Annotated in this window: 14 protein-coding genes and 1 pseudogene; 4 read left to right on the forward strand and 11 right to left on the reverse strand. The window is 72.1% G+C overall.

Annotated features, from left to right (window positions below; genetic code table 11):
• Positions 1 to 21: 21 nt before the first annotated feature.
• Entirely contained in the window at positions 22 to 615 is a 594-nt protein-coding gene (locus tag WBK31_RS06385) for a TetR/AcrR family transcriptional regulator (protein ID WP_406674472.1), read from the reverse strand.
• Positions 616 to 701: 86 nt separating this feature from the next.
• Here WBK31_RS06385 and WBK31_RS06390 point away from each other — a divergent pair, with 86 nt between their 5' ends.
• From WBK31_RS06390 to WBK31_RS06400, 3 genes are all read left to right on the forward strand, one after another.
• Positions 702 to 1901 carry a cytochrome P450 gene (locus tag WBK31_RS06390; protein WP_364067670.1) on the forward strand — a complete coding sequence of 400 codons (1200 nt, stop codon included), beginning with the start codon at positions 702 to 704 and terminating at the stop codon, positions 1899 to 1901.
• 65 nt (positions 1902 to 1966) lie between these two features.
• Entirely contained in the window at positions 1967 to 2665 is a 699-nt protein-coding gene (locus WBK31_RS06395) for a response regulator transcription factor (protein WP_364067671.1), read from the forward strand.
• Positions 2662 to 4062, forward strand: a complete 1401-nt coding sequence (locus WBK31_RS06400) for a HAMP domain-containing sensor histidine kinase (RefSeq protein ID WP_364067673.1) — start codon at positions 2662 to 2664, stop codon at positions 4060 to 4062. The genes WBK31_RS06395 and WBK31_RS06400 overlap by 4 nt, the downstream gene beginning before the upstream one ends.
• A gap of 117 nt (positions 4063 to 4179) precedes the next feature.
• On the opposite strand, the gene WBK31_RS06405 is transcribed toward WBK31_RS06400, so the two are convergent.
• The 10 genes and pseudogenes from WBK31_RS06405 to WBK31_RS06450 form a co-directional block, all read right to left on the reverse strand.
• Positions 4180 to 4446, reverse strand: coding sequence for a hypothetical protein (locus WBK31_RS06405; protein WP_364067675.1), 267 nt, complete (start codon positions 4444 to 4446; stop codon positions 4180 to 4182).
• A 69-nt stretch (positions 4447 to 4515) separates the two neighbouring features.
• Positions 4516 to 5367 carry a helix-turn-helix domain-containing protein gene (locus WBK31_RS06410; RefSeq protein ID WP_406674473.1) on the reverse strand — a complete coding sequence of 284 codons (852 nt, stop codon included), beginning with the start codon at positions 5365 to 5367 and terminating at the stop codon, positions 4516 to 4518.
• Between the two features lie 109 nt (positions 5368 to 5476).
• The gene (locus WBK31_RS06415; protein ID WP_364067679.1) at positions 5477 to 5704 is read right to left on the reverse strand and encodes a hypothetical protein; all 228 of its coding nucleotides are present in this window, start codon (positions 5702 to 5704) and stop codon (positions 5477 to 5479) included.
• A gap of 153 nt (positions 5705 to 5857) precedes the next feature.
• A complete protein-coding gene (locus tag WBK31_RS06420; protein WP_406674474.1) occupies positions 5858 to 6871 on the reverse strand; it encodes a phosphotransferase family protein in 1014 nt (337 codons plus the stop codon).
• Positions 6872 to 7093: 222 nt separating this feature from the next.
• A pseudogene (locus WBK31_RS06425) lies at positions 7094 to 9102 on the reverse strand (acyclic terpene utilization AtuA family protein).
• A 5-nt stretch (positions 9103 to 9107) separates the two neighbouring features.
• Positions 9108 to 9872: an enoyl-CoA hydratase-related protein gene (locus tag WBK31_RS06430; protein ID WP_378784311.1), complete on the reverse strand. Its 765-nt coding sequence runs from the start codon at positions 9870 to 9872 to the stop codon at positions 9108 to 9110.
• Complete coding sequence (locus WBK31_RS06435; RefSeq protein ID WP_406674475.1) at positions 9869 to 11800, reverse strand: biotin carboxylase N-terminal domain-containing protein; 1932 nt, start codon at positions 11798 to 11800, stop codon at positions 9869 to 9871. The genes WBK31_RS06430 and WBK31_RS06435 overlap by 4 nt, the downstream gene beginning before the upstream one ends.
• Complete coding sequence (locus WBK31_RS06440; protein WP_406675456.1) at positions 11797 to 13332, reverse strand: acyl-CoA carboxylase subunit beta; 1536 nt, start codon at positions 13330 to 13332, stop codon at positions 11797 to 11799. The genes WBK31_RS06435 and WBK31_RS06440 overlap by 4 nt, the downstream gene beginning before the upstream one ends.
• Positions 13333 to 13488: 156 nt before the next feature.
• Positions 13489 to 16140, reverse strand: a complete 2652-nt coding sequence (locus WBK31_RS06445) for a serine/threonine protein kinase (RefSeq protein ID WP_378784308.1) — start codon at positions 16138 to 16140, stop codon at positions 13489 to 13491.
• 168 nt (positions 16141 to 16308) lie between these two features.
• Positions 16309 to 17670, reverse strand: a complete 1362-nt coding sequence (locus tag WBK31_RS06450; RefSeq protein WP_406674476.1) for an FAD-binding oxidoreductase — start codon at positions 17668 to 17670, stop codon at positions 16309 to 16311.
• Positions 17671 to 17722: 52 nt separating this feature from the next.
• On the opposite strand from WBK31_RS06450, the gene WBK31_RS06455 reads away from it, so the two are divergent.
• The gene (locus WBK31_RS06455; protein ID WP_364066676.1) at positions 17723 to 18295 is read left to right on the forward strand and encodes a hypothetical protein; all 573 of its coding nucleotides are present in this window, start codon (positions 17723 to 17725) and stop codon (positions 18293 to 18295) included.
• The last annotated feature ends 8 nt before the right edge of the window (positions 18296 to 18303 follow it).

The following is an 18303-nucleotide window of genomic DNA, read 5'->3' on the forward strand; positions in this document are numbered from 1 at the left end:
CTCACGCGCTGACGGCGGCCGTCAGCCGCCCGGCGGCTCCGGCGTGGCCGGGGCCGCCGGCTCGTCGGCGATGAGCTTGGAGGCGACGCGCAGCGCCACCTCGTTCATCCGCGACAGGTCCGCCTCCGGGCCGAACAGGACGGGCACGTTGGCGAGGATCACCGCGATGACCGCCAGCCTGGCCTCGAACTGCCGCTCCATGCTCTCGTCCGGTGCGCACAGCAGCGAGACCATGGAGAACACGCCCTCCCGCAGGCGATCACCGCCCGGGTGGTGCTCCAACGCGCCCTGGTTCACCTGGGCGAATCTGAACAGCGGCCGCCACTGGTCCGACAGCAGCCCGGAGATGCGCCGCAGGATCTCCTGCCGCGCCTCGGTGGTGGCCGGTTGCTCCCGGCCCCAGGCCACCAGCTCTTCGATCGACTCCACCAGCCGTTCGATCACCCCGGCGAGGATCTCCTCCTTCGTACGGAAGTGGTGGTGCAGCGCCGGCCTGGTGATCTGCAGCCGCTCCGCCACCTCCTGCAACGAGGTCTTGTCGTATCCCCGCTCGGCGAACAGCTCCAACGCGACCTGCTGGATCCGCTCTCGTGTGTCCGTTCGCCGTCCTGCCATCTCGCTCCCTCTGTTGACGGCCGGCCGCCACATTGTTTACTTTCGCGTAAGTAAGCAATGCGGCCCGGCTATGTACGGAGCAGACTATGGCGGGAACCTTCCCTGTCCAGCGCACGTGCCCGTTCGCTCCGCCGCCCGCGTACAAGGGCTGGCGCGACCAGGCCCCCCTCGTCAAAGCCGAGACCGGCCGTGGCGAGGTGTGGCTCGTCACCCGGCACGCCGAGGCCCAGCAGGTGCTCTCCGGGTCCGGCTTCAGCACCGACCCCAGGACGCCCGGCCATCCGAACGCCCTCGACACCGCGAACATGACGCCCGAGGAGATCGCCGCCGCCCGGGAGTTCGGCGTCGGCTTCTTCATCGACTACGACCCGCCCGAGCACACCCGCTACCGCCGCCTGCTCATCCCCGAGTTCACGGTCCGCAGGGTCAGGGAGATGCGCCCGGACATCCAGCGGATCGCCGACGAGCTGATCGACGACATGGTGGCCAAGGGCGACGAGGCCGAGCTGGTGGAGGCGTACGGGCTGGCGCTGCCCTCGCTGGTCATCTGCCGGCTCCTCGGCGTCCCGTACGCCGACCACGACTTCTTCCAGTCCCGCACCCGGACGATAGTGGACGCCTCCGCCGACGAGGGCACCAGGCGCGCCGCGTCGTTCGAGATCAGGTCCTACCTCGACGACCTCATCGCCCGGGTCGAGGCCGCCCCCAAGGACGACCTGCTCGGCCGGCTGGCCACCAGCGGCAGGCTCACCCACGAGGAGATGACCGGCGCCGCCTTCCTGCTGCTGGTCGCCGGCCACGAGACGACGGCGAACATGATCCCGCTGTCCGCCTACACCCTGCTCCGCCACCCCGATCAGCTCGCCGCCCTGCGAGCGAACCCGGACGCCTGGCCGGCCGCCGTGGAGGAGCTGCTGCGCTACCACTCCATCGCCGACTTCGTGGCGTTCGACCGGGTCGCCGTCGAGGACCAGGAGCTCGGCGGGCGGCTCATCAGGAAGGGCGAGGGCGTGTACGTGCTGGGCGCCTCGGCCAACCGGGACGAGCGGGCGTTCGAGCGTCCTGACGAGTTCGACATCGAACGCGGCGCCCGCCACCACGTGGCCTTCGGCTACGGCGTGCACCAGTGTCTGGGCCAGAACCTCGCGCGGGCCGAGCTGGAGATCGCGCTGCGCACGCTGTTCGACCGCCTGCCCGATCTGCGCGTCATCGTGCCCGAGGAGGAGCTGGAGCCGAAGTACGGCAACGGCGTCTTCGGCCTCACGCGAATGCCCGTCGCGTGGTGATCCTCAGTCAACGAAGGTGAGATCGTTCATCCGCTTCTCATGATGACGTCTTACCTTTGGTAAGTATGAGTGAGCCCGCACGTCTTTTGGTGGTCGATGACGAGCCCGCGCTGCGCGAGGCGCTGCAGTCGAGCCTGGAGTTCGAGGGTTACAAGGTCTTCACCGCCGACGACGGCCAGCAGGCGCTCGACGCGCTGGCGGCGGAGACGTACGACGCGGTGCTGCTCGACGTGATGATGCCGCGGCTCGACGGGCTCACCGCCTGCCGCAGGCTCCGGTCCTCCGGCAACCACGTGCCCATCCTCATGCTCACCGCCCGCGACGCCGTCGGTGACCGGGTGTCGGGGCTCGACGCCGGGGCCGACGACTACCTGGTCAAGCCGTTCGAGCTGGACGAGCTGCTGGCCCGGGTGCGCGCGCTGCTGCGGCGCGGCGCGCTGAGCGCGAGCGCCCCCGAGGGCGACGTGCTCGCCTACGGCGACCTGCGCATGGACCCGGCGACCAGAGAGGTCACCAGGGGCGAGCGCAGGCTCGACCTGACCCGCACCGAATATCTGCTCATGGAGCTGTTCCTGTCCCATCCCCGCCAGGTGCTGACCCGCGACCAGATACTCAGCGAGGTGTGGGGCTTCGACTTCGAGCCGACGTCCAACTCGCTCGACGTCTACGTCATGTACCTGCGGCGCAAGACCGAGGCCGGTGGCGAGCCGCGCGTGATCCACACCGTGCGCGGGGTGGGGTACGTCCTGCGGAACTCCCCATGAGCGGGAACGCGAGCAAGGCAGCAGCAGGCGGGCTGCGTGCCCGCCTCGTCGCGCTGTCCCGGCGGGGCAGCCTGCGCACGCGGCTGACGCTGCTCGTCACGGTGGCCGTGGCGGTGGCGATCGCGGCGTGCGCCGGCCTGTCCTACTACATCGTGCAGACGCGGCTGCGCAGCAACCTCGACATGAGCATCGTGGAGTCGCTGAAGGACAGCGACCGCGACTACCTCAAGCACCACTGCACGCCCGAGGGCACGCAGGGCATGTTCGACGGCATGGCGACGCTGCTGCGCTCCGACGGCAGCACCTGCTCGATCGGGCCGCCCATCGTGCCGGTGTACGAGAAGGACTCCGAGGCGTTCGAGCCGTGCGAGCCGGTCTACCGCGACGGCTACACCAGCGACGGCACCCCGGTCCGCGTGGTGGCGCTCAACTTCGAAAACGGCGTGGCCGTGATGGAGGCCAGGCCGATGTGGCTGATCAGTAACACGCTGCGGCGCTCTGCCCTCATGCTCGCCGGCATCACCGCGCTCGGCGTCATCGGCGCGGCCTGGGCCGGGCTCGTCATCTCGCGGGCCGCGCTGCGCCCGGTGGGCGAGCTGACCAAGGCCGTCGAGCACATCGCGCAGACCGAGGACCTCGGCACCCGCATCCCCGTCACCGGCAACGACGAGATCGCCCGCCTGTCGTCGTCGTTCAACGCCATGACCGCGGCGCTGGCCGGGTCGAGAGAGCGGCAGAAACAACTCGTCGCCGACGCGGGACACGAGCTGCGCACGCCGCTCACCACCCTGCGCACGAACATCGACCTGCTGCTGCGCAGCGAGCAGACCGGACGCAGCCTCGACCCGGCCGCCAAGGAGCGGCTGCTGGTCAACATCAAGGCGCAGTTCGCGGAGCTGTCCACGCTGGTCGCCGACCTGCTCCAGCTCGCCAGGGGCGACAACGACCACGAGCCGCACGCCGAGCTGGCGCTGCACGAGGTGGTGACCGCGGCGGTCGAGCGGGCCAGGCTGCGCGGCGCCGACGTGCGCACGGACCTGAGCCCCTGGTACCTCGTGGGCAACGCCTCCTCCCTGGAACGTGCCGTGCTCAACCTCATGGACAACGCGGCCAAGTTCAGCCCGGGCGGCCAGATCGAGGTGCGGCTGCGCGACGGCCGGCTGACCGTCCGCGACCACGGCCCCGGCCTGCCTGAGGAGGAGCTGCCGCACGTCTTCGAACGGTTCTGGCGCTCGCCGTCCGCGCGCAGCCTGCCGGGCTCCGGCCTGGGCCTCGCGATCGTCAAGCAGGCCGTGGACGAGGTGGGCGGCACCGTACGCCTGGACAACGCCCCCGGCGGCGGCGCGATCGCCACCATGGACCTGCCGGGCAGCCCGGTCCGCCAGTCCGAGTCCTGAAACCGGGGCTCCGCGTTCCGGCCCGCGCGGGCGGTGGCGTGGGCGATTGTCACGGCGGAGAACGCCGACCGGCCCGAGGCGCAGAAGGTGTCTACAAGGGCGGCTGCTGAGGCCGGGTCAGGCGGGGAGCGCGGCGAGCAGGAAGGCGAGACGGGCGGCGGCCGACTCGACGTCGTCGGTGGTGCCGAGGCGGTAGCCCCAGGAGGTGATGAACGCGCCCTCGTCGGAGCAGGTCACGGTCTCGGCGAGGGTGGAGGAGAACCGGTTGCGGACCGATACGTACGCCGGGTCGCAGGCCAGCGCGATGCTCTGGACCGACAGGTCCGCGTGACGACCCGCGTGCCAGGCGAAGCGCTCAAGGCTGAGCGCGGTATCAAGCATCATGCGTCACCTCCGCAACGTCTCGCGACAGAATTGCACGATCTTGGTGCGGGAGGCAAGCAATTGCTGTGGTTAATGTGGACTTTGTTTCCGGTAATCGTGAAGAACGGAGATGATGACCTCCCGCCCGGCCTCGTCGAACTCCGCGACCTTGACGTAATCGTCGAAGGCCCGCACGTAAAAGCCGATGTCGTCGGGGTCGCGCAGCATGAGGTCCTTCGTCATCGTGGCGACCGCCACCATCGACTCGTTGTAGATCCAGAAGCCGTTGATGGGGCTGGACGGCAGTTCGGCGTCGAACGGGATGACGCCGAACTCCACGTTGGGCAGCGTGCTGACCGCGAGCAGGCGGTCGAGCTGGCCGCGCATCACGTCCGGCGGGGCCAGGGATGTGCGCAGCGCGGCCTCGGTGACGACGAACCTGAACGTGCGCGTGCGGTCGTACAGGATCTCCTGGCGCTGCATGCGCACCCGGACCGCCGCGTCGATCTGGTCGGCGGCGCTGTAGAGGCGCTTGACCTTGCGGAAGACGTGCCGGGCGTACTCGGAGGTCTGGAGCAGGCCCACGATGATGCCGGGTTCGAAGACGCGGAAGAGCTTGGTGCGGGCTTCGAGGTCGCGGACGTCCTCCTGGAGCGCGGCCAGGCCGCTGCGGTGGCGCTGCTTCCAGTCGTCGTGGCGTTCGAGCAGGGCGAGCGACTGGCGGATGAGCCTGTCGGTGGTGTCGGGTGAGGCGTTGACCGCCTGCGCCCACACGACCACGTCGTCCTCGGTGGCCGTCTGGCGGGCGTTCTCCAGGCGGGAGACTTTGGAGGGCTGCCAGCGCAAGCGCTCGGCCAGCTCCTTGCCCGACAGGTGGGCCGCCTCACGCAATTGGCGTAATTGGCTGCCGAGGTCGATGCGCGCCTGCTGAAAGGACGTCACGCCGCAGAAGGCTAGCCCCGGTCGCGCCGATCATGCCAGCCTCCGCCGCAAATGTGATCAAGCGGTTTCCGTGGGTGTTCCGCCGCTGGTCGGGAAAGCGGTTACCGTCCTATCTCCGGTCCTCGGCGGCTTCCGGCAGGACCCTTCTGGCGATGTCGGTGAGGAGCTCGCGGGGGACCTCGACCGCGGCCTCGCCGTCCAGGACGTCACGGAGGTCGGCGAGCGCCTCCGCGTCGGTGACGCGCAGACCTTGCACGACGATGGTGCCGCGATCGGTCTCGTACAGGGTGGGGCAGGCGCCGGCCTCCGAGGTGGAGCCGAGGAACCGCAAGCGCATGACGATCCTTCCCCGATGGCTGATGCAATTGCGCGCAATTGTACGGGTCGGGGGATGGCGTGTGATCATTTTTCCGGAAATCGTGATATATGACTGGCGGAGCGACGTGCCATTTATGGTGATTTATGGTGATTTAGCGGCGCAATCCGGGTGTCAGGTGAGCCCGCCGTCCATGAACTCCCGCGCCCGCTCGAACAGGCCCAGCGTCGTCGCGTGCAACAGGTCGCCGATGTCCTTGGGCGCCTTGCCGGCGCACGCCCGCGCGTGCGTGCCCTCCAGCACGATGCCCAGCTTGAAGCAGGCCATCACCGCGTACCACTCGATCGCCGACATGTCCCGATCCGACAGCTCGGCGTAGTAGGCGACGATCTCCTGCGGCGCGGGCAGGCCGGGCACGTGACCGGCGCTCGTCGGCCAGGTCGCGAGCAGCCAGCCCAGGTCGAGCAGCGGGTCGCCGATCGTGCACATCTCCCAGTCCACGATCGCCGCCACGCGCGGGCCGTCCCAGGCGAACATCAGGTTCGCGAAGTGGTAGTCGCCGTGCATGATGCCCGGCGTGAACGCGTGCGGCAGGTGGCTCGTCAGCCAGCCGGCGGTCTCGTGCAAGCCCGGGATGTCGCGGCCCGGATAGCCGTCCAGCTCTCCGTACGAGTCGAGCTCCTTCAGCCAGCGTGGCACCTGCCGCTCCAGGAAGCCGTCCGGCCGCCCGAACCCCGGCAGCACCGCAGGATCGACCCGCCCCAGCTCCGCCAGCGCCGCCGCGGCCTCCAGGCCCATGCGGTGCCTGATCGCCGGGTCGGAGGCGTGCGGCTCCGGCAGCCCGGTCGAGGGGTTGAACCCGTCCACCGGCTCCATCAGGTAATACACCGGGTCGCACAGGGTCTGCGCGGCCACCAGCGCCGGCGCCGGGACCTGCGTGCCGCGCAACGCCCTCAGCACCCGCGCCTCGCGCCGCAGCACCTCGTTGCTCTTGCTGCGGGCGTGCACGGGCGGGCGGCGCAGGACGTACGAGCGGCCGCCGCGGTTGAAGCGGACCATGACGTTCTGCGTGCCGCCGGGAACCGGCGTCACGTCCGTGATGGGGCCCTCGGGCAGGCCCTGGGCGTTCATCCACACGCCCAGGGCGTCGAAGTCGATCGTGCCTACGTCGATGTGGGTGGAGGTCATGAGCCGCCCCTCGACCGAACGAGATTCTGGCGCACGACCCTACGAGAGCGGATCGCGCCCGGTCAACCCCGCTTTGCCGGTTCATATGAGGGGATGTGCGAGGGTGCGGCGGCCGATGACGTCGGGCCCCGCTGGTGGTGAGGGCTCGGCCGGCGGAGCGGGTCTGCCGGCGACAGGGCCGATCGGCGGGCGGCCGGTTCGGAGGGCGGTGGGTGTACGGGGTCAGGGGGACAGTTCGGCCGGGACCTCGACGGTGCGGGCTCGCAGCTCCTCGCCCAGGGCCTTGGCCTGCGGGTCCAGGCGGGTGCTCGCCGCGACACCTTGGCCCAGCAGGCCGTGGATCACGAAGTTGACGGCCTTGAGGTTGGGCAGGTCGTGCCGGTCCACCCGGTACGGCCGCAGCCCGGGCAGGAGGTCCTTCAGGGTCTCCGGGGTGAGGTACGCGGCCAGCCAGTCGTAGCGGGCCCGGCTGTCGGTCCACACCCCGAGGTTCGCGTTCCCGCCCTTGTCGCCTGAACGGGCACCGGCGATCCGCCCCAGCGGGATCCGCACCGTCTGCTCGGAGAACACCGCTTCGCCCTTTGCCGGGTGGTGGCTGGGGGCCTCGATGACGGGCGGCGGTCCGGTGGGCGGGGGCGGCTGCTCGAAGGGGATCTCCTCGCCGTCCACGAACACGCGGGGGCGGACCTGGCCGGCCGGGACGAGGACGGGCCAGTGCACGCCGTACGGGGAGGCGTCGCCCGGCGGGGTGAGGGCGTAGAAGCCGGGGTAACTGGCGAGGCCGGTCTCGACGACGGCGGAGGAGAAGGCGCGGCCCGCCGTGCGGCGGTCGGCGGACTTCACGGTGATGCGGAGCAGCGCCGTCCCGCTCACCGCCGCCCCAACGCCGCCCGCCGCCCCAACGCCGCTCTCCGCCCCCACGCCGCCCGCCGCCCCCACGCCGCCCTCCGCCGCTACGCCGCTGCCGGCCGCGCGGCCGGCAGCCGTCGTCACCCCGCTTCCGGCCGGGGTGCGGTCTGCGGCCGCGGGGGTGGACTCAGCGTCCAGCGGGAGGTTCGGGTGGGGGCAGGGCCCGTGAGGGGGCCTGCCGCCGCAGGGGCGGCCGCGCTGCCCGGCAGAGCGCCGAGCGGGATGTCCGGACGGGGGCTGAGGCCGGTGGAGGCGTCCGGGTGGGGACCTAAGCCGGTGAGGGTGACCGTGACCTCGTCGAAGGTCTCGCGGGGGATGCGGGCCCACAGGGCCTCCTCGGCCATGCGGGCCTTGGCGGGCAGGTCGAGGCCGGTCAGGACGAGGGTCATCGTGTTGCGGTAGCCGCCCAGGGAGTTGACCGACGCCTTGAGCGTCGCGGGCGGCGGTTCGCCGCGCACGCCGGAGATGCGCACCCGGTCGGGCCCGTCGCCGGTGAGCGTGATGGTGTCGAAGCGGGCGACCACGTCGGGGCCGAGGTAGCGGGGGCCGCCGAGTTCGTAGACGAGCTGCGCGGTGACGGTGCCGACGGAGACGAGCCCGCCGGTGCCCGGGTGCTTGGTGATGACGCAGGAGCCGTCGGCGTGCAGTTCGGCGAGCGGAAAGCCGCAATGCGCCAGGTCGGGAACGTCCTGGAAGAACGCGTAGTTGCCGCCGGTCGCCTGGCAGCCGCACTCGATGACGTGCCCGGCCACCACCGACCCGGCGAGCGCGTCGAGGTCGCCGGGTCCCCAGCCGTACCGCCAGATGCCGGGGCCGGTCACGAGCGCCGCGTCGGTCACCCGCCCGGTCACCACGACGTCGGCGCCCGCGGAGAGCGCGGCGGCGATCGGGCGGCCGCCGAGGTAGGCGTTGGCGGTGAGCGAGGTGGCGTCGAGGCGCTCGCCGGTGTCGGCGTTGACGAGGTCGAGGGGCAGGCCGGTGAGGTCGTCGCCGGTGACGTACGCGATGGACGGGCGCAGGCCGAGGCGGGAGGCCAGCTCGTGCACGGCCTCGGCACAGCCGGCGGGATCGAGGCCGCCCGCGTTCGAGACGATCTTGATGCCGCGGTCGAGGCAGGGTCCGAGCACGTCTTCGAGCTGCCGCAGGAACGTCGGCGCGTAACCGGGACGGCCCTTGAGCCGGTTGCCGGCCAGGATGAACATGGTCAGCTCGGCCAGCCAGTCGCCGGTCAGCACGTCGATGGGGCCGCCTTCGACCATCTCGCGGGCGGCCGACAGCCGGTCGCCGTAGAAGCCGCTGCAGTTGGCGACGCGCAGCACCATGGGGTTCACACCACCCAGGCGGGCGGGCGCTTGGCCTTGAACGCGGCGATGCCCTCCTGCCCCTCCTCGGAGGTGAAGCGCTCGGCCGACAGCTCGGCCATGCGCCGCAGCCCTTCCTGGAACGACATCCCCGGCACCTCCCTGACCAGCCGCTTGGTGATGGCGAGCGCCTCGGGCCCGCCCTTGATCAGCATCTCGGTGTAGTAGGCGACGGTCGCGTCCAGCTCCTCCTCGGGGACGGCCCGCGACAGCAACCCGATCTCGACGGCCCGCGCCGCGTCGAACACCTCGCCGGTCAGGAAGTACTCGGCCGCCGCCCGGGCCGACAGCCTTCTGAGCACCGGCACGGCGATCATGGCGGGCGCGACCCCGAGACGTACCTCGCTGAACGCGAACGAGGCCGTCAGCGGCGCGATCGCGAAGTCGCAGGCGGCGACCAGCCCGATGCCGCCCGCCCTGGCGGTGCCGTTGAGCCGGCAGACGACGGGCTTGGGGCTCTCCCAGATCAGCTCAAGAATGTCCGGGAACGACGCCGTGACCGGCGCGTTCCCGTCATCGCGGCCCTGTTCCTTGAGGTCGGCACCCGAGCAGAACACCGGCCCCGTGCCGGTCAGCACGATCACCCGGGCGGCAGGCTCGTCCAGCGCCCATCGCAGATGCTCCGACAGCTCGCCGAGCAGGGCCACGGACAGCGCGTTGCGGTTGCGCGGCGAGTCGAGCGTGATCGTCGCGACGCCCGCGGCGAGGTCCCTGTGCACCAGGCCCGTCATGTGTCCTCCTCCTGGATGATCGCCAGCACGGCGCCCGCGTCGACCTGCCGGCCCTTCTCCACGTGCACGCCGGACACCACCCCGTCGGCCGGTGCGGTGATCCGGTGCTCCATCTTCATCGCTTCGAGGACGAGGACCGTCTGTCCCCTGGTCACCCGGTCGCCGGGCGCCACCTCGACGCGCAGCACGCTACCGGGCATGGGGGCGAGGAGCGATCCAGGGGCGGTGTGCTCGGCGGGTTCGGGCAGGCGGGGGAGCGGGGTGAGCCGCGCCGCACCCTCGGCGTGGTCGACGTAGAGCGGGCCGTCCTCGTCGTACCTGGCCACCTCGTAGGCGCGCCGCACGCCGTCGCGCTCCAGCACCACCTCATCGGGCGCGGCGCTGACCACGTGCACGCCGGGAGGCATCGGGTCGTACACGACGGGCCCGGTCTCCTCGAAGGTGACGCGTCGGGGCTGGGAGCGGACGTTGCGCCAGCCGGACGGCAGCCCGGCGAGGACGCGGGCCCGCCGCCGGTTGGAGGCGGCCATGGCGAGCGCGGCGGCCAGCGGCACGAGGTCGCCGCCCGGCGCAGAGGAGCCGGGGGCGGCGGGAGCGCCGGAGGCGCCGGAGGCGCCGGCGGGCTCGAAGGCGGCGGAGGCGGCGGTGAGGGGCCCGTCGAGGAGACCGGTGTGCGTGTCACCAGCCGCAAAGTCCCGATTTTTCAGGACTTCGAGTAACAAATCGCGGTTCGTCGGTACGCCGTGCAGCCTCGCCCGCCGCAGCGCCCCGGCCAGCTTCCGCACCGCCTCGGCCCGCGTCGCCCCGTGCGCGACCACCTTGGCCAGCATCGCGTCGTAGTGCGGCGGCACCACGGACCCCGACTCCACGCCCGCGTCCACCCGCACCTCGCCCGGCACCTCGAACCGCCACAGCGTCCCGCTCTGCGGCACGAAGGAGGAGTCCTCGGCGTACAGGCGGGCCTCCACCGCCCACCCCGACGGCTCGGGCGGCGACGGCGGCAAGGCCGCGCCCTCGGCCACCTCGATCTGCAGCCGGACGAGATCGACGCCGTACACCAGCTCGGTCACCGGATGCTCGACCTGCAGCCGGGTGTTCATCTCCAGGAACGCCACCCGGTCGCCCTTGACCAGGAACTCGACCGTGCCCGCGCCGACATAGCCGATCTTGCGTACGGCCCTGGCGGCGGCGTCGTACAGCACCTCGCGCAGCGCGGCCGTGACGCCGGGGGAGGGGCACTCCTCGATCACCTTCTGGTGCCGCCGCTGCACGCTGCACTCGCGCTCACCCAGCGTCCACACGCCGCCGTGGCGGTCGGCCAGCACCTGCACCTCGACGTGCCTGGCGTGTTCGAGCAGGGGCTCGGCGAAGACCGTGCCGTCGCCGAACGCCGCCGCCGACTCGCGCCGCGCCGACTCCACCGCCTCGGCCAGCTCGCCGGGTTCGCGCACCACCCGCATCCCGCGCCCGCCGCCACCCGCGGACGCCTTCACCAGCAGCGGGAACTCCCCGGGCGCGGCCAGATCGAGCGAGGGCAGCACCGGCACCCCGGCCTCTTCCATCAGCCGCTTCGCCCCGATCTTGACGCCCATGGCGGCGATCGCCTCGGGCGGCGGCCCGACCCACACCAGGCCCGCGTCCAGCACGGCCCGCGCGAAATCGGCGTTCTCCGACAGGAACCCGTAGCCGGGATGCACCGCGTCGGCCCCGCTCGCCTTGCAGGCCGCGAGGATCCGCTCGATGTCCAGGTACGTCTCGGCGGCAGGCACACCGGGCAGGCGTACCGCCAGATCGGCCTCGGCCACGTGCGGCGCGCCGGCGTCGGCGTCGGAGAAGACGGCGACCGTGGAGATGCCGAGCGACCGGCAGGTACGGAAGACGCGCCGGGCGATCTCGCCCCGGTTCGCGACCAGCAGGCGGGTGATCACGGCCGGAACACCCCGTAACCCGAGGGCTCCGGCACCGGCGCGCTGTTGATCGCCGACAGGCACATGCCCAGCACCGTCCGCGTGTCGCGCGGGTCGATCACCCCGTCGTCGTACAGGCGGCCCGATAAGAAGAACGCCGCGGACTCCGCCTCGATCTGCTGCTCCACCATGGCCCGCATGGCCGCGTCCGCCTCCTCGTCGTACGGCTTCCCCTTGGCCAGCGCCGACTGCCGGCCCACGATGGACAGCACCCCGGCGAGCTGCGCGGGACCCATCACCGCGGACTTCGCGCTCGGCCAGCTGAACAGGAAGCGGGGCTCGTACGCGCGCCCGCACATGCCGTAGTTGCCCGCCCCGTACGACGCGCCCATGACCACGGTCAGATGCGGCACCGTCGAGTTCGACACCGCGTTGATCATCATCGCGCCGTGCTTGATGATGCCGCCCTGCTCGTAGTCCTTGCCGACCATGTAGCCGGTCGTGTTCTGCAGGAACAGCAGCGGGGTGCGGGTCTGGTTCGCGAGCTGGATGAACTGGGCCGCCTTCTGCGACTCCTCGCTGAACAGCACCCCGCGCGCATTGGCCAGCACACCTATCGGGTAGCCGTGGATGCTCGCCCAGCCCGTCACCAGCGAGGCACCGTACAGGGGCTTGAACTCGTCGAACTCGCTGCCGTCCACCACCCGGGCGATCACCTCGCGCGGGTCGAACGGCACCTTCAGATCCTCGGGCACGATGCCCAGCAGCTCATCCGCCGGATACGCCGGCTCGCGCACGCCGGGGTCGGGCTCGCGGCCCAGCTTGCGCCAGCCCAGCGAGGCGATGATGCGGCGGCCGATGCGTAAGGCGTCGTACTCGTCCTGCGCCAGGTGGTCGGCCAGGCCGCTGACCCTGGCGTGCATCTCCGCGCCGCCCAGCGACTCGTCGTCGGACTCCTCGCCGGTCGCCATCTTCACCAGCGGCGGGCCGCCCAGGAACACCTTCGCCCGCTCCCGCACCATCACGACGTGGTCGCTCATGCCCGGCACGTACGCGCCGCCCGCCGTCGAGTTGCCGAACACCAGCGCCACCGTCGGCACCCCCGCGGCCGACAGCCGCGTCAGGTCGCGGAAGACCTGGCCGCCGGGGATGAAGATGTCCTTCTGCGACGGCAGGTCCGCGCCGCCGCTCTCCACCAGGTTCACGTACGGCAGGCGGTTGCGCAGCGCGATGTCGGCGGCGCGCAGGGTCTTGCGCAGCGTCCACGGGTTCGACGCCCCGCCGCGCACGGTCGGGTCGTTCGCCGTGATCACGCACTCGACGCCCTCGATGACGCCGATGCCCGACACCAGGCTCGCCCCCACCGGGAATTCGGTGCCCCACCCCGCGAGCGGCGACAGCTCCAGGAACGGCGAGTCGGGGTCGATCAGCAGCTCCACCCGCTCCCGCGCGGTCAGCTTGCCGCGGGCGCGGTGCCGCTCGACGTAGCGCGCACCGCCTCCGGCCACCGCCTTGGCCTGCTCGGCGGCCAGCTCGGCCAGCTTGGCGAGCATCGCCTCCCTGCGGGCGCGGTAGCCGGCCGAGCCGGTGTCGAGCCTGCTGACGATCACGGGCGCCCTCCTCGTACGGAGCCGACGATCATGCCCACGCTAACGCAGGCCCGCGCTCCGTCACACCCCGCCGATCCGGCGACCGGCGGGGTGCCGGGGTCAGCTGCAGTGGCTCCAGTCCGACTTCCAGACGTAGGAGTTCCAGGCGCCGCCCCAGATCACGCACTTCTTCTTGGCCGGCAGCTTCACCGGGCCCGCGTGGGAGCTGAACTTGCCGGGGTCGTTCGCGCTGGCGCCGCCCTTGACCTGGAGGATGGCGCTCATGTTCACCTTGGTCGGGTGGACCAGGCGGGAGATCGTGACCACGCAGTTCATCCCGGAGCCCGCGTTGTAGAGCAGGTAGATCGTGGCGTGGTTGGCCAGCGCCTGCGAGTCGATGATCTGGAACCCGGCGCCGCACAGCGCCCCGGGCTGGGCCGTGTTCTGCTTCAGCTCCCTGCTCGGGCCGACCTGCTTCTTGTTGCGGGACGCGGTGGGCTTCGGGCTCTTGGACGGAGCGACCGTCGGCCTGCGCGTCAGCGTGGGCGGCGGCACCGTCATCGTCACCGTCGGGACCTGCGCGATCGGCTTCCGCGTCGGCTTCGGCTTCTCGGTCTTCTCCGGCCCGATGTCCAGCGTCGGCACCGGGCCGGGGGTGCTCGGCGGCGCCGGCGTCGGCGAGTCGTCCGAGGTGGGCGCCTCGCCCTGGCCGGAGCCTCCGTCCGGGCTGGTGGAGGACTGCCCGACGACCACGACAGGGACCTCCTTGGCGGAGTTCGCCTGTACGACGACCGCGCCCACGACGACCAGCAGGGCCGCGGCGGCGGCGCCGGAGAGCGCGAGCGTGAGCGTACGCCGCTGCCCGGACTGCCCCCCGTTGCCCGCCTTGTTCGCGCCGGGTCGTTGACCGGGCGCGCCGTGCTGACCGGGGCCTCCAGGACCTCCGGGGCCGCCGGGACCGGCCGGGCCGCCCTGGAACGGGCCGCCGGGAGCGCCGGCGCCGTGCGGCATGCCGCCAGGCCCGGCCTGCCCAGGACCGCCCTGCGCGGGAACGCCCTGTCCGGAAGCGACCTGCCCAGGAACGCCCTGTCCGGGGCTGCCTTGCGCAGGAACGCCCTGGCCTGGGCCGCCCTGTCCGGGAGAGCCCTGGTTGAAGGCATGCGGGCCCTGAGGGTGCGGTCCCGCACCCATGGGGCCGGGAACACCCGGCTGGAGACCGCCCGGCTGCTGAGGTCCGAACGGCATCGCGCCAGGCCCCTGACCGGGCGCGCCCTGCGGCCCGCCCTGCCCAGGAACGCCCTGCCCGGGAACGCCCTGCGGGCCGCCCTGAGCGCCTGCGGCCTGCCCGGGTACGCCGCCCTGCGCCGGTCCGCCGGGTCCGCCGGCGGGGACGCCGGGCGGCAGGGGACCGGTGGTCTGGGGCATGCCCGCGTGAGGAGCGCCGGGCACGCCGCCCTGACCCGGCACGCCGCTCTGACCGGGGACGCCGCCCGGTCCGGCGACGACGGTCTGCCCTGCACCACCCGGACCGGCGACGGCGGTCTGTCCCGCGCCGCCCGGCACGGGGGCGCCGGTCTGGCCTGCGCCGCCCGGCACGGGGGCGCCGGTCTGGCCTGCGCCGCCCGGCACGGGAGCGCCAGGCCCGGTGAGACCGGCCGGGCCGGTCAGGCCGCTGGGCCCGGTGATGCCCGGGTTCTGCGCGCCGGGGCCGGGCTGGGCACCGGCGGCCGGCTGGCCGTAGTCGCCGGTCTGGGGCGGAGCCGCGCCCTGAGGGCCGCCCACGACGTACGGACCGGTCCAGGGACCGGGGTACTGATCCTGCCCGGAGCCGTCACCGCCCGCCTGGGCGCCGCCCTCAAGGCCGGGCTGCCCGCCACCGGCCGGGAGGGCCGGCTGCGCGTTCCCGGCGGGGTCGGCGGCCGGGGTGGCGCCGGTGACCGGCTCGATGGCCGCCCTGGGCGCGGGCTGCCCGGTGAGGCGGACGATCAGCTCGTCCGCGGTGGGCCGCTGGGCCGGGTCCTTGGACAGGCAGGCGGCCACCAGCTCGCCCAGCACGCCGTCCAGCGACCCCAGCTCCGGCTCCTCGTTGAGGATCCGGTGCATGACGACGGGGATGGAGTCGGCGCCGAAGGCGGGCTTGCCGGTGGCGGCGAACACCATGGTGACGCCCCAGGCGAACACGTCGGCCGCCTCCGACACGGGCGCGCCGGTGAGCTGCTCGGGCGCCAGGTACGACGGCGTGCCCATCGCCATGCCGGTGGCGGTGGCGCCCGGCGAGTCGAGCGCGCGGGCGATGCCGAAGTCGATCACGACGGGGCCCTCGGGCCCCATGAGCACGTTCGCGGGCTTGAAGTCGCGGTGCAGAATCCCGGCCCTGTGGATGGCGGCCAGGGCGGTCGCGGTACTGATGGCCAGGCGTTCGAGCGCCGCCCCCCGTCGCGGCCCCTCGTTGATGACCAGCTCACGCAGCGACGGCCCCGGCACGTACTCGCTGACGATGTACGGCCGGCTGCCGTCGAGGTCGGCGTGCAGGACCGGCGCGGTGCAGAACCGCGCCACCCGCTGAGCGACGGCCACCTCGCGCAGGAACCTGGTCCTGGCGTCGGCGTCGGCTACGAGGGCGTTGTGCAGCAGCTTGACGGCGACCTGTTCCCCGGAGTCGCTCTTGCCGAGATACACAACCCCCTGGCCGCCCTCGCCGAGCCGGGCGACGATGTCAAACGCCCCCAGCCGCCGCGGATCGTCCGCCGCCAACGGCTGGAACTGATTCACGTCGGACCCCCATAACAACCCAATAGATGAGGCAAAACGCTACCAGCGCGACGCTTGAGGCGTCTGCCGTACGTGTCAGAAGTTTCGGGTTTTGACGCGCAAAGTCAGCGTTCCTGCGCAGGTCGTGTACGCCGCGAACCCCAAGGTCACGGCTTGGTCAACCGAAGATCAGATCGCCTTGCCGGGGTTGAGGATGCCCAGCGGGTCGAAGAGGGCCTTGATTCCCCGCTGGAGCTCGGCCGCCACCGGCCCGGACTCCAGCTCCAGCCAGCGCCGCTTGAGCAGGCCCACGCCGTGCTCGCCGGTGAGCGTGCCGCCGAACTCCAGCGCGCGCCGGAACACCTCGTCCGCCGCCGCCCACACCTCAGGCGGCGGTTCGAGCATGCCGTGCTCGAAGATGAAGACCGGGTGCAGGTTGCCGTCGCCCGCGTGCGCGACGGTCGCGATCATCACGTCGTGGCGCGCCGCCGCCTCCTCGATCGCGGTGATCATGTCGGGCAGTACGGAACGCGGCACGCACACGTCCTCGACCAGGCAGGCGCCCAGCCGCTCCTTGGCCCCGTACGCCAGCCGGCGCAGCCCCACCAGCTCGTCGGCCTCGGCCGGGCTGGAGGACACGGCCACGAACGTGGCGCCGTTCTCGGTGCAGATGCGCTGCATGCGCTCGACCACCGCCTGACCGTCGGGCGCGTCGGACTGCCCGATGAGCATGGCCTGCGTCGTGGCCTCCAGGCCGATGTTGCGCCAGTCGTCGATGGCCTTGAGCGTGGCCCGGTCGAGCAGCTCCATGAGCGACGGCTGGCAGCCGGCCGCCATGATCGCCGAGACCGCGGCGCCCGCGTCGCGCAGCGAGCCGAACTCGGCGGCGAACGTCGCGGGCGGCGCGGCGGGCGCGCGGCGCAGCCGCACGGTGGCGGCGGTGATCACGCCGAGTGTGCCCTCCGAGCCGACGAACAGGCCGGTGAGGTCGTAGCCGGTGACGCCCTTCATCGTGCGCCGTCCGGTGTTCAGCACCCGCCCGTCGGCCAGCACCACCTCGAGGCCGAGCGCGGAGTCCCTGGTCACGCCGTACTTGACGCAGCGCAGGCCGCCGGCGTTGGTGGCCAGGTTCCCGCCGATGGTGGAGATCTCGTACGACGACGGGTCCGGCGCGTACATGAGGCCGTGCTCCCTGGCGGCCTTGTCGAGGTCGGCGGTGATGACGCCGGGCTCGACCACCGCGATCTCGTCGGCGGGCGACAGCTCCTTGATCGCGGTCATCTTGGCCAGCGACAGGATGATCGAGCCGTCACCGGCGACGGACGCGCCCGCGAGTCCCGTGCCGCCGCCGCGCGGCACCACCGGCACCCGGTGCTCGCTCGCCCACTTCAGGGTCGTCACCACGTCGTCGCGCGAGGTGGCCAGCACGACGCCGAGCGGCTTGCCGGGGGCGAGGAACGTGCGGTCACGGGCGTAAGAGTCGATCACATCGGGGTCGGTCGCGACACGCGCTTCGGGCAGGGCGCTCACCAAGGCATCAATCGGTCTCACACCCTGCAGCCTATGGTTTGCGCAGTGCGTTCCTTAACGCCAGACTGCCCGGGTGAATGTCGAGTGCCCGGTCTGCTCCAAGGACGACCAGGTCGTCGCGGTCCCCGGAGCGGTCGCCGCCGGGACGACGTACAAGATCGGCCGGGTGCGCCTACCGGGTGCGCGCGAGGTCGCCGACCTGCCGACGGCGGCGGCGCTCGGCGCGTCCAGACACGTGATGAGCCGCACCCAGCTCGCGGTCTGGCTGTCGTTTCCCAGCCGCCACTACACGCCGTGGACCAGGAACCAGGGCTACGTGCTGCTGCTGCTCGCGGCCCTGATACACCTGGTCATGTCGCTGATCATCGCGATGGGGCAGGACCCGTCCTGGAGCGAGGTGCTGCTCGCGCCGTTCTGCCTGACCGGCCTGTTCTGGGGGTTCGGGCTGCTGAACGTGCTCGGCTCGTACGGCGCGCGCAAACGCGACCGCGTGGAGGCCCCGGCCAGGGAGAAGGCCCTGGCCGTGTGGGAGAGCCTCTACTACTGCGCCCGCGACAACGTCGCCTTCGAGCCGGGGGTCGGCGTCCCGTTCCATCCGAGCGAGACGCGCGAGTACATCTTCGGCTTCAGGCCCGGCGCCCGCTGACGGGCGCC

Origin of the sequence: Nonomuraea sp. N2-4H (genome assembly GCF_045291505.1) — a bacterium.
Classification (GTDB): domain Bacteria; phylum Actinomycetota; class Actinomycetes; order Streptosporangiales; family Streptosporangiaceae; genus Nonomuraea; species Nonomuraea fastidiosa.

What these genes read in the sequence shown, in the direction of transcription:
- WBK31_RS06440 (WP_406675456.1), bottom strand. Translation starts at nt 13,332, where the DNA reads ATGCTCGCCAAGCTGGCCGAGCTGGCCGCCGAGCAGGCCAAGGCGGTG.
- WBK31_RS06385 (WP_406674472.1), bottom strand. Translation starts at nt 615, where the DNA reads ATGGCAGGACGGCGAACGGACACACGAGAGCGGATCCAGCAGGTCGCG.
- WBK31_RS06390 (WP_364067670.1), top strand. Translation starts at nt 702, where the DNA reads ATGGCGGGAACCTTCCCTGTCCAGCGCACGTGCCCGTTCGCTCCGCCG.
- WBK31_RS06415 (WP_364067679.1), bottom strand. Translation starts at nt 5,704, where the DNA reads ATGCGCTTGCGGTTCCTCGGCTCCACCTCGGAGGCCGGCGCCTGCCCC.
- WBK31_RS06400 (WP_364067673.1), top strand. Translation starts at nt 2,662, where the DNA reads ATGAGCGGGAACGCGAGCAAGGCAGCAGCAGGCGGGCTGCGTGCCCGC.
- WBK31_RS06405 (WP_364067675.1), bottom strand. Translation starts at nt 4,446, where the DNA reads ATGATGCTTGATACCGCGCTCAGCCTTGAGCGCTTCGCCTGGCACGCG.
- WBK31_RS06395 (WP_364067671.1), top strand. Translation starts at nt 1,967, where the DNA reads ATGAGTGAGCCCGCACGTCTTTTGGTGGTCGATGACGAGCCCGCGCTG.
- WBK31_RS06430 (WP_378784311.1), bottom strand. Translation starts at nt 9,872, where the DNA reads ATGACGGGCCTGGTGCACAGGGACCTCGCCGCGGGCGTCGCGACGATC.
- WBK31_RS06420 (WP_406674474.1), bottom strand. Translation starts at nt 6,871, where the DNA reads ATGACCTCCACCCACATCGACGTAGGCACGATCGACTTCGACGCCCTG.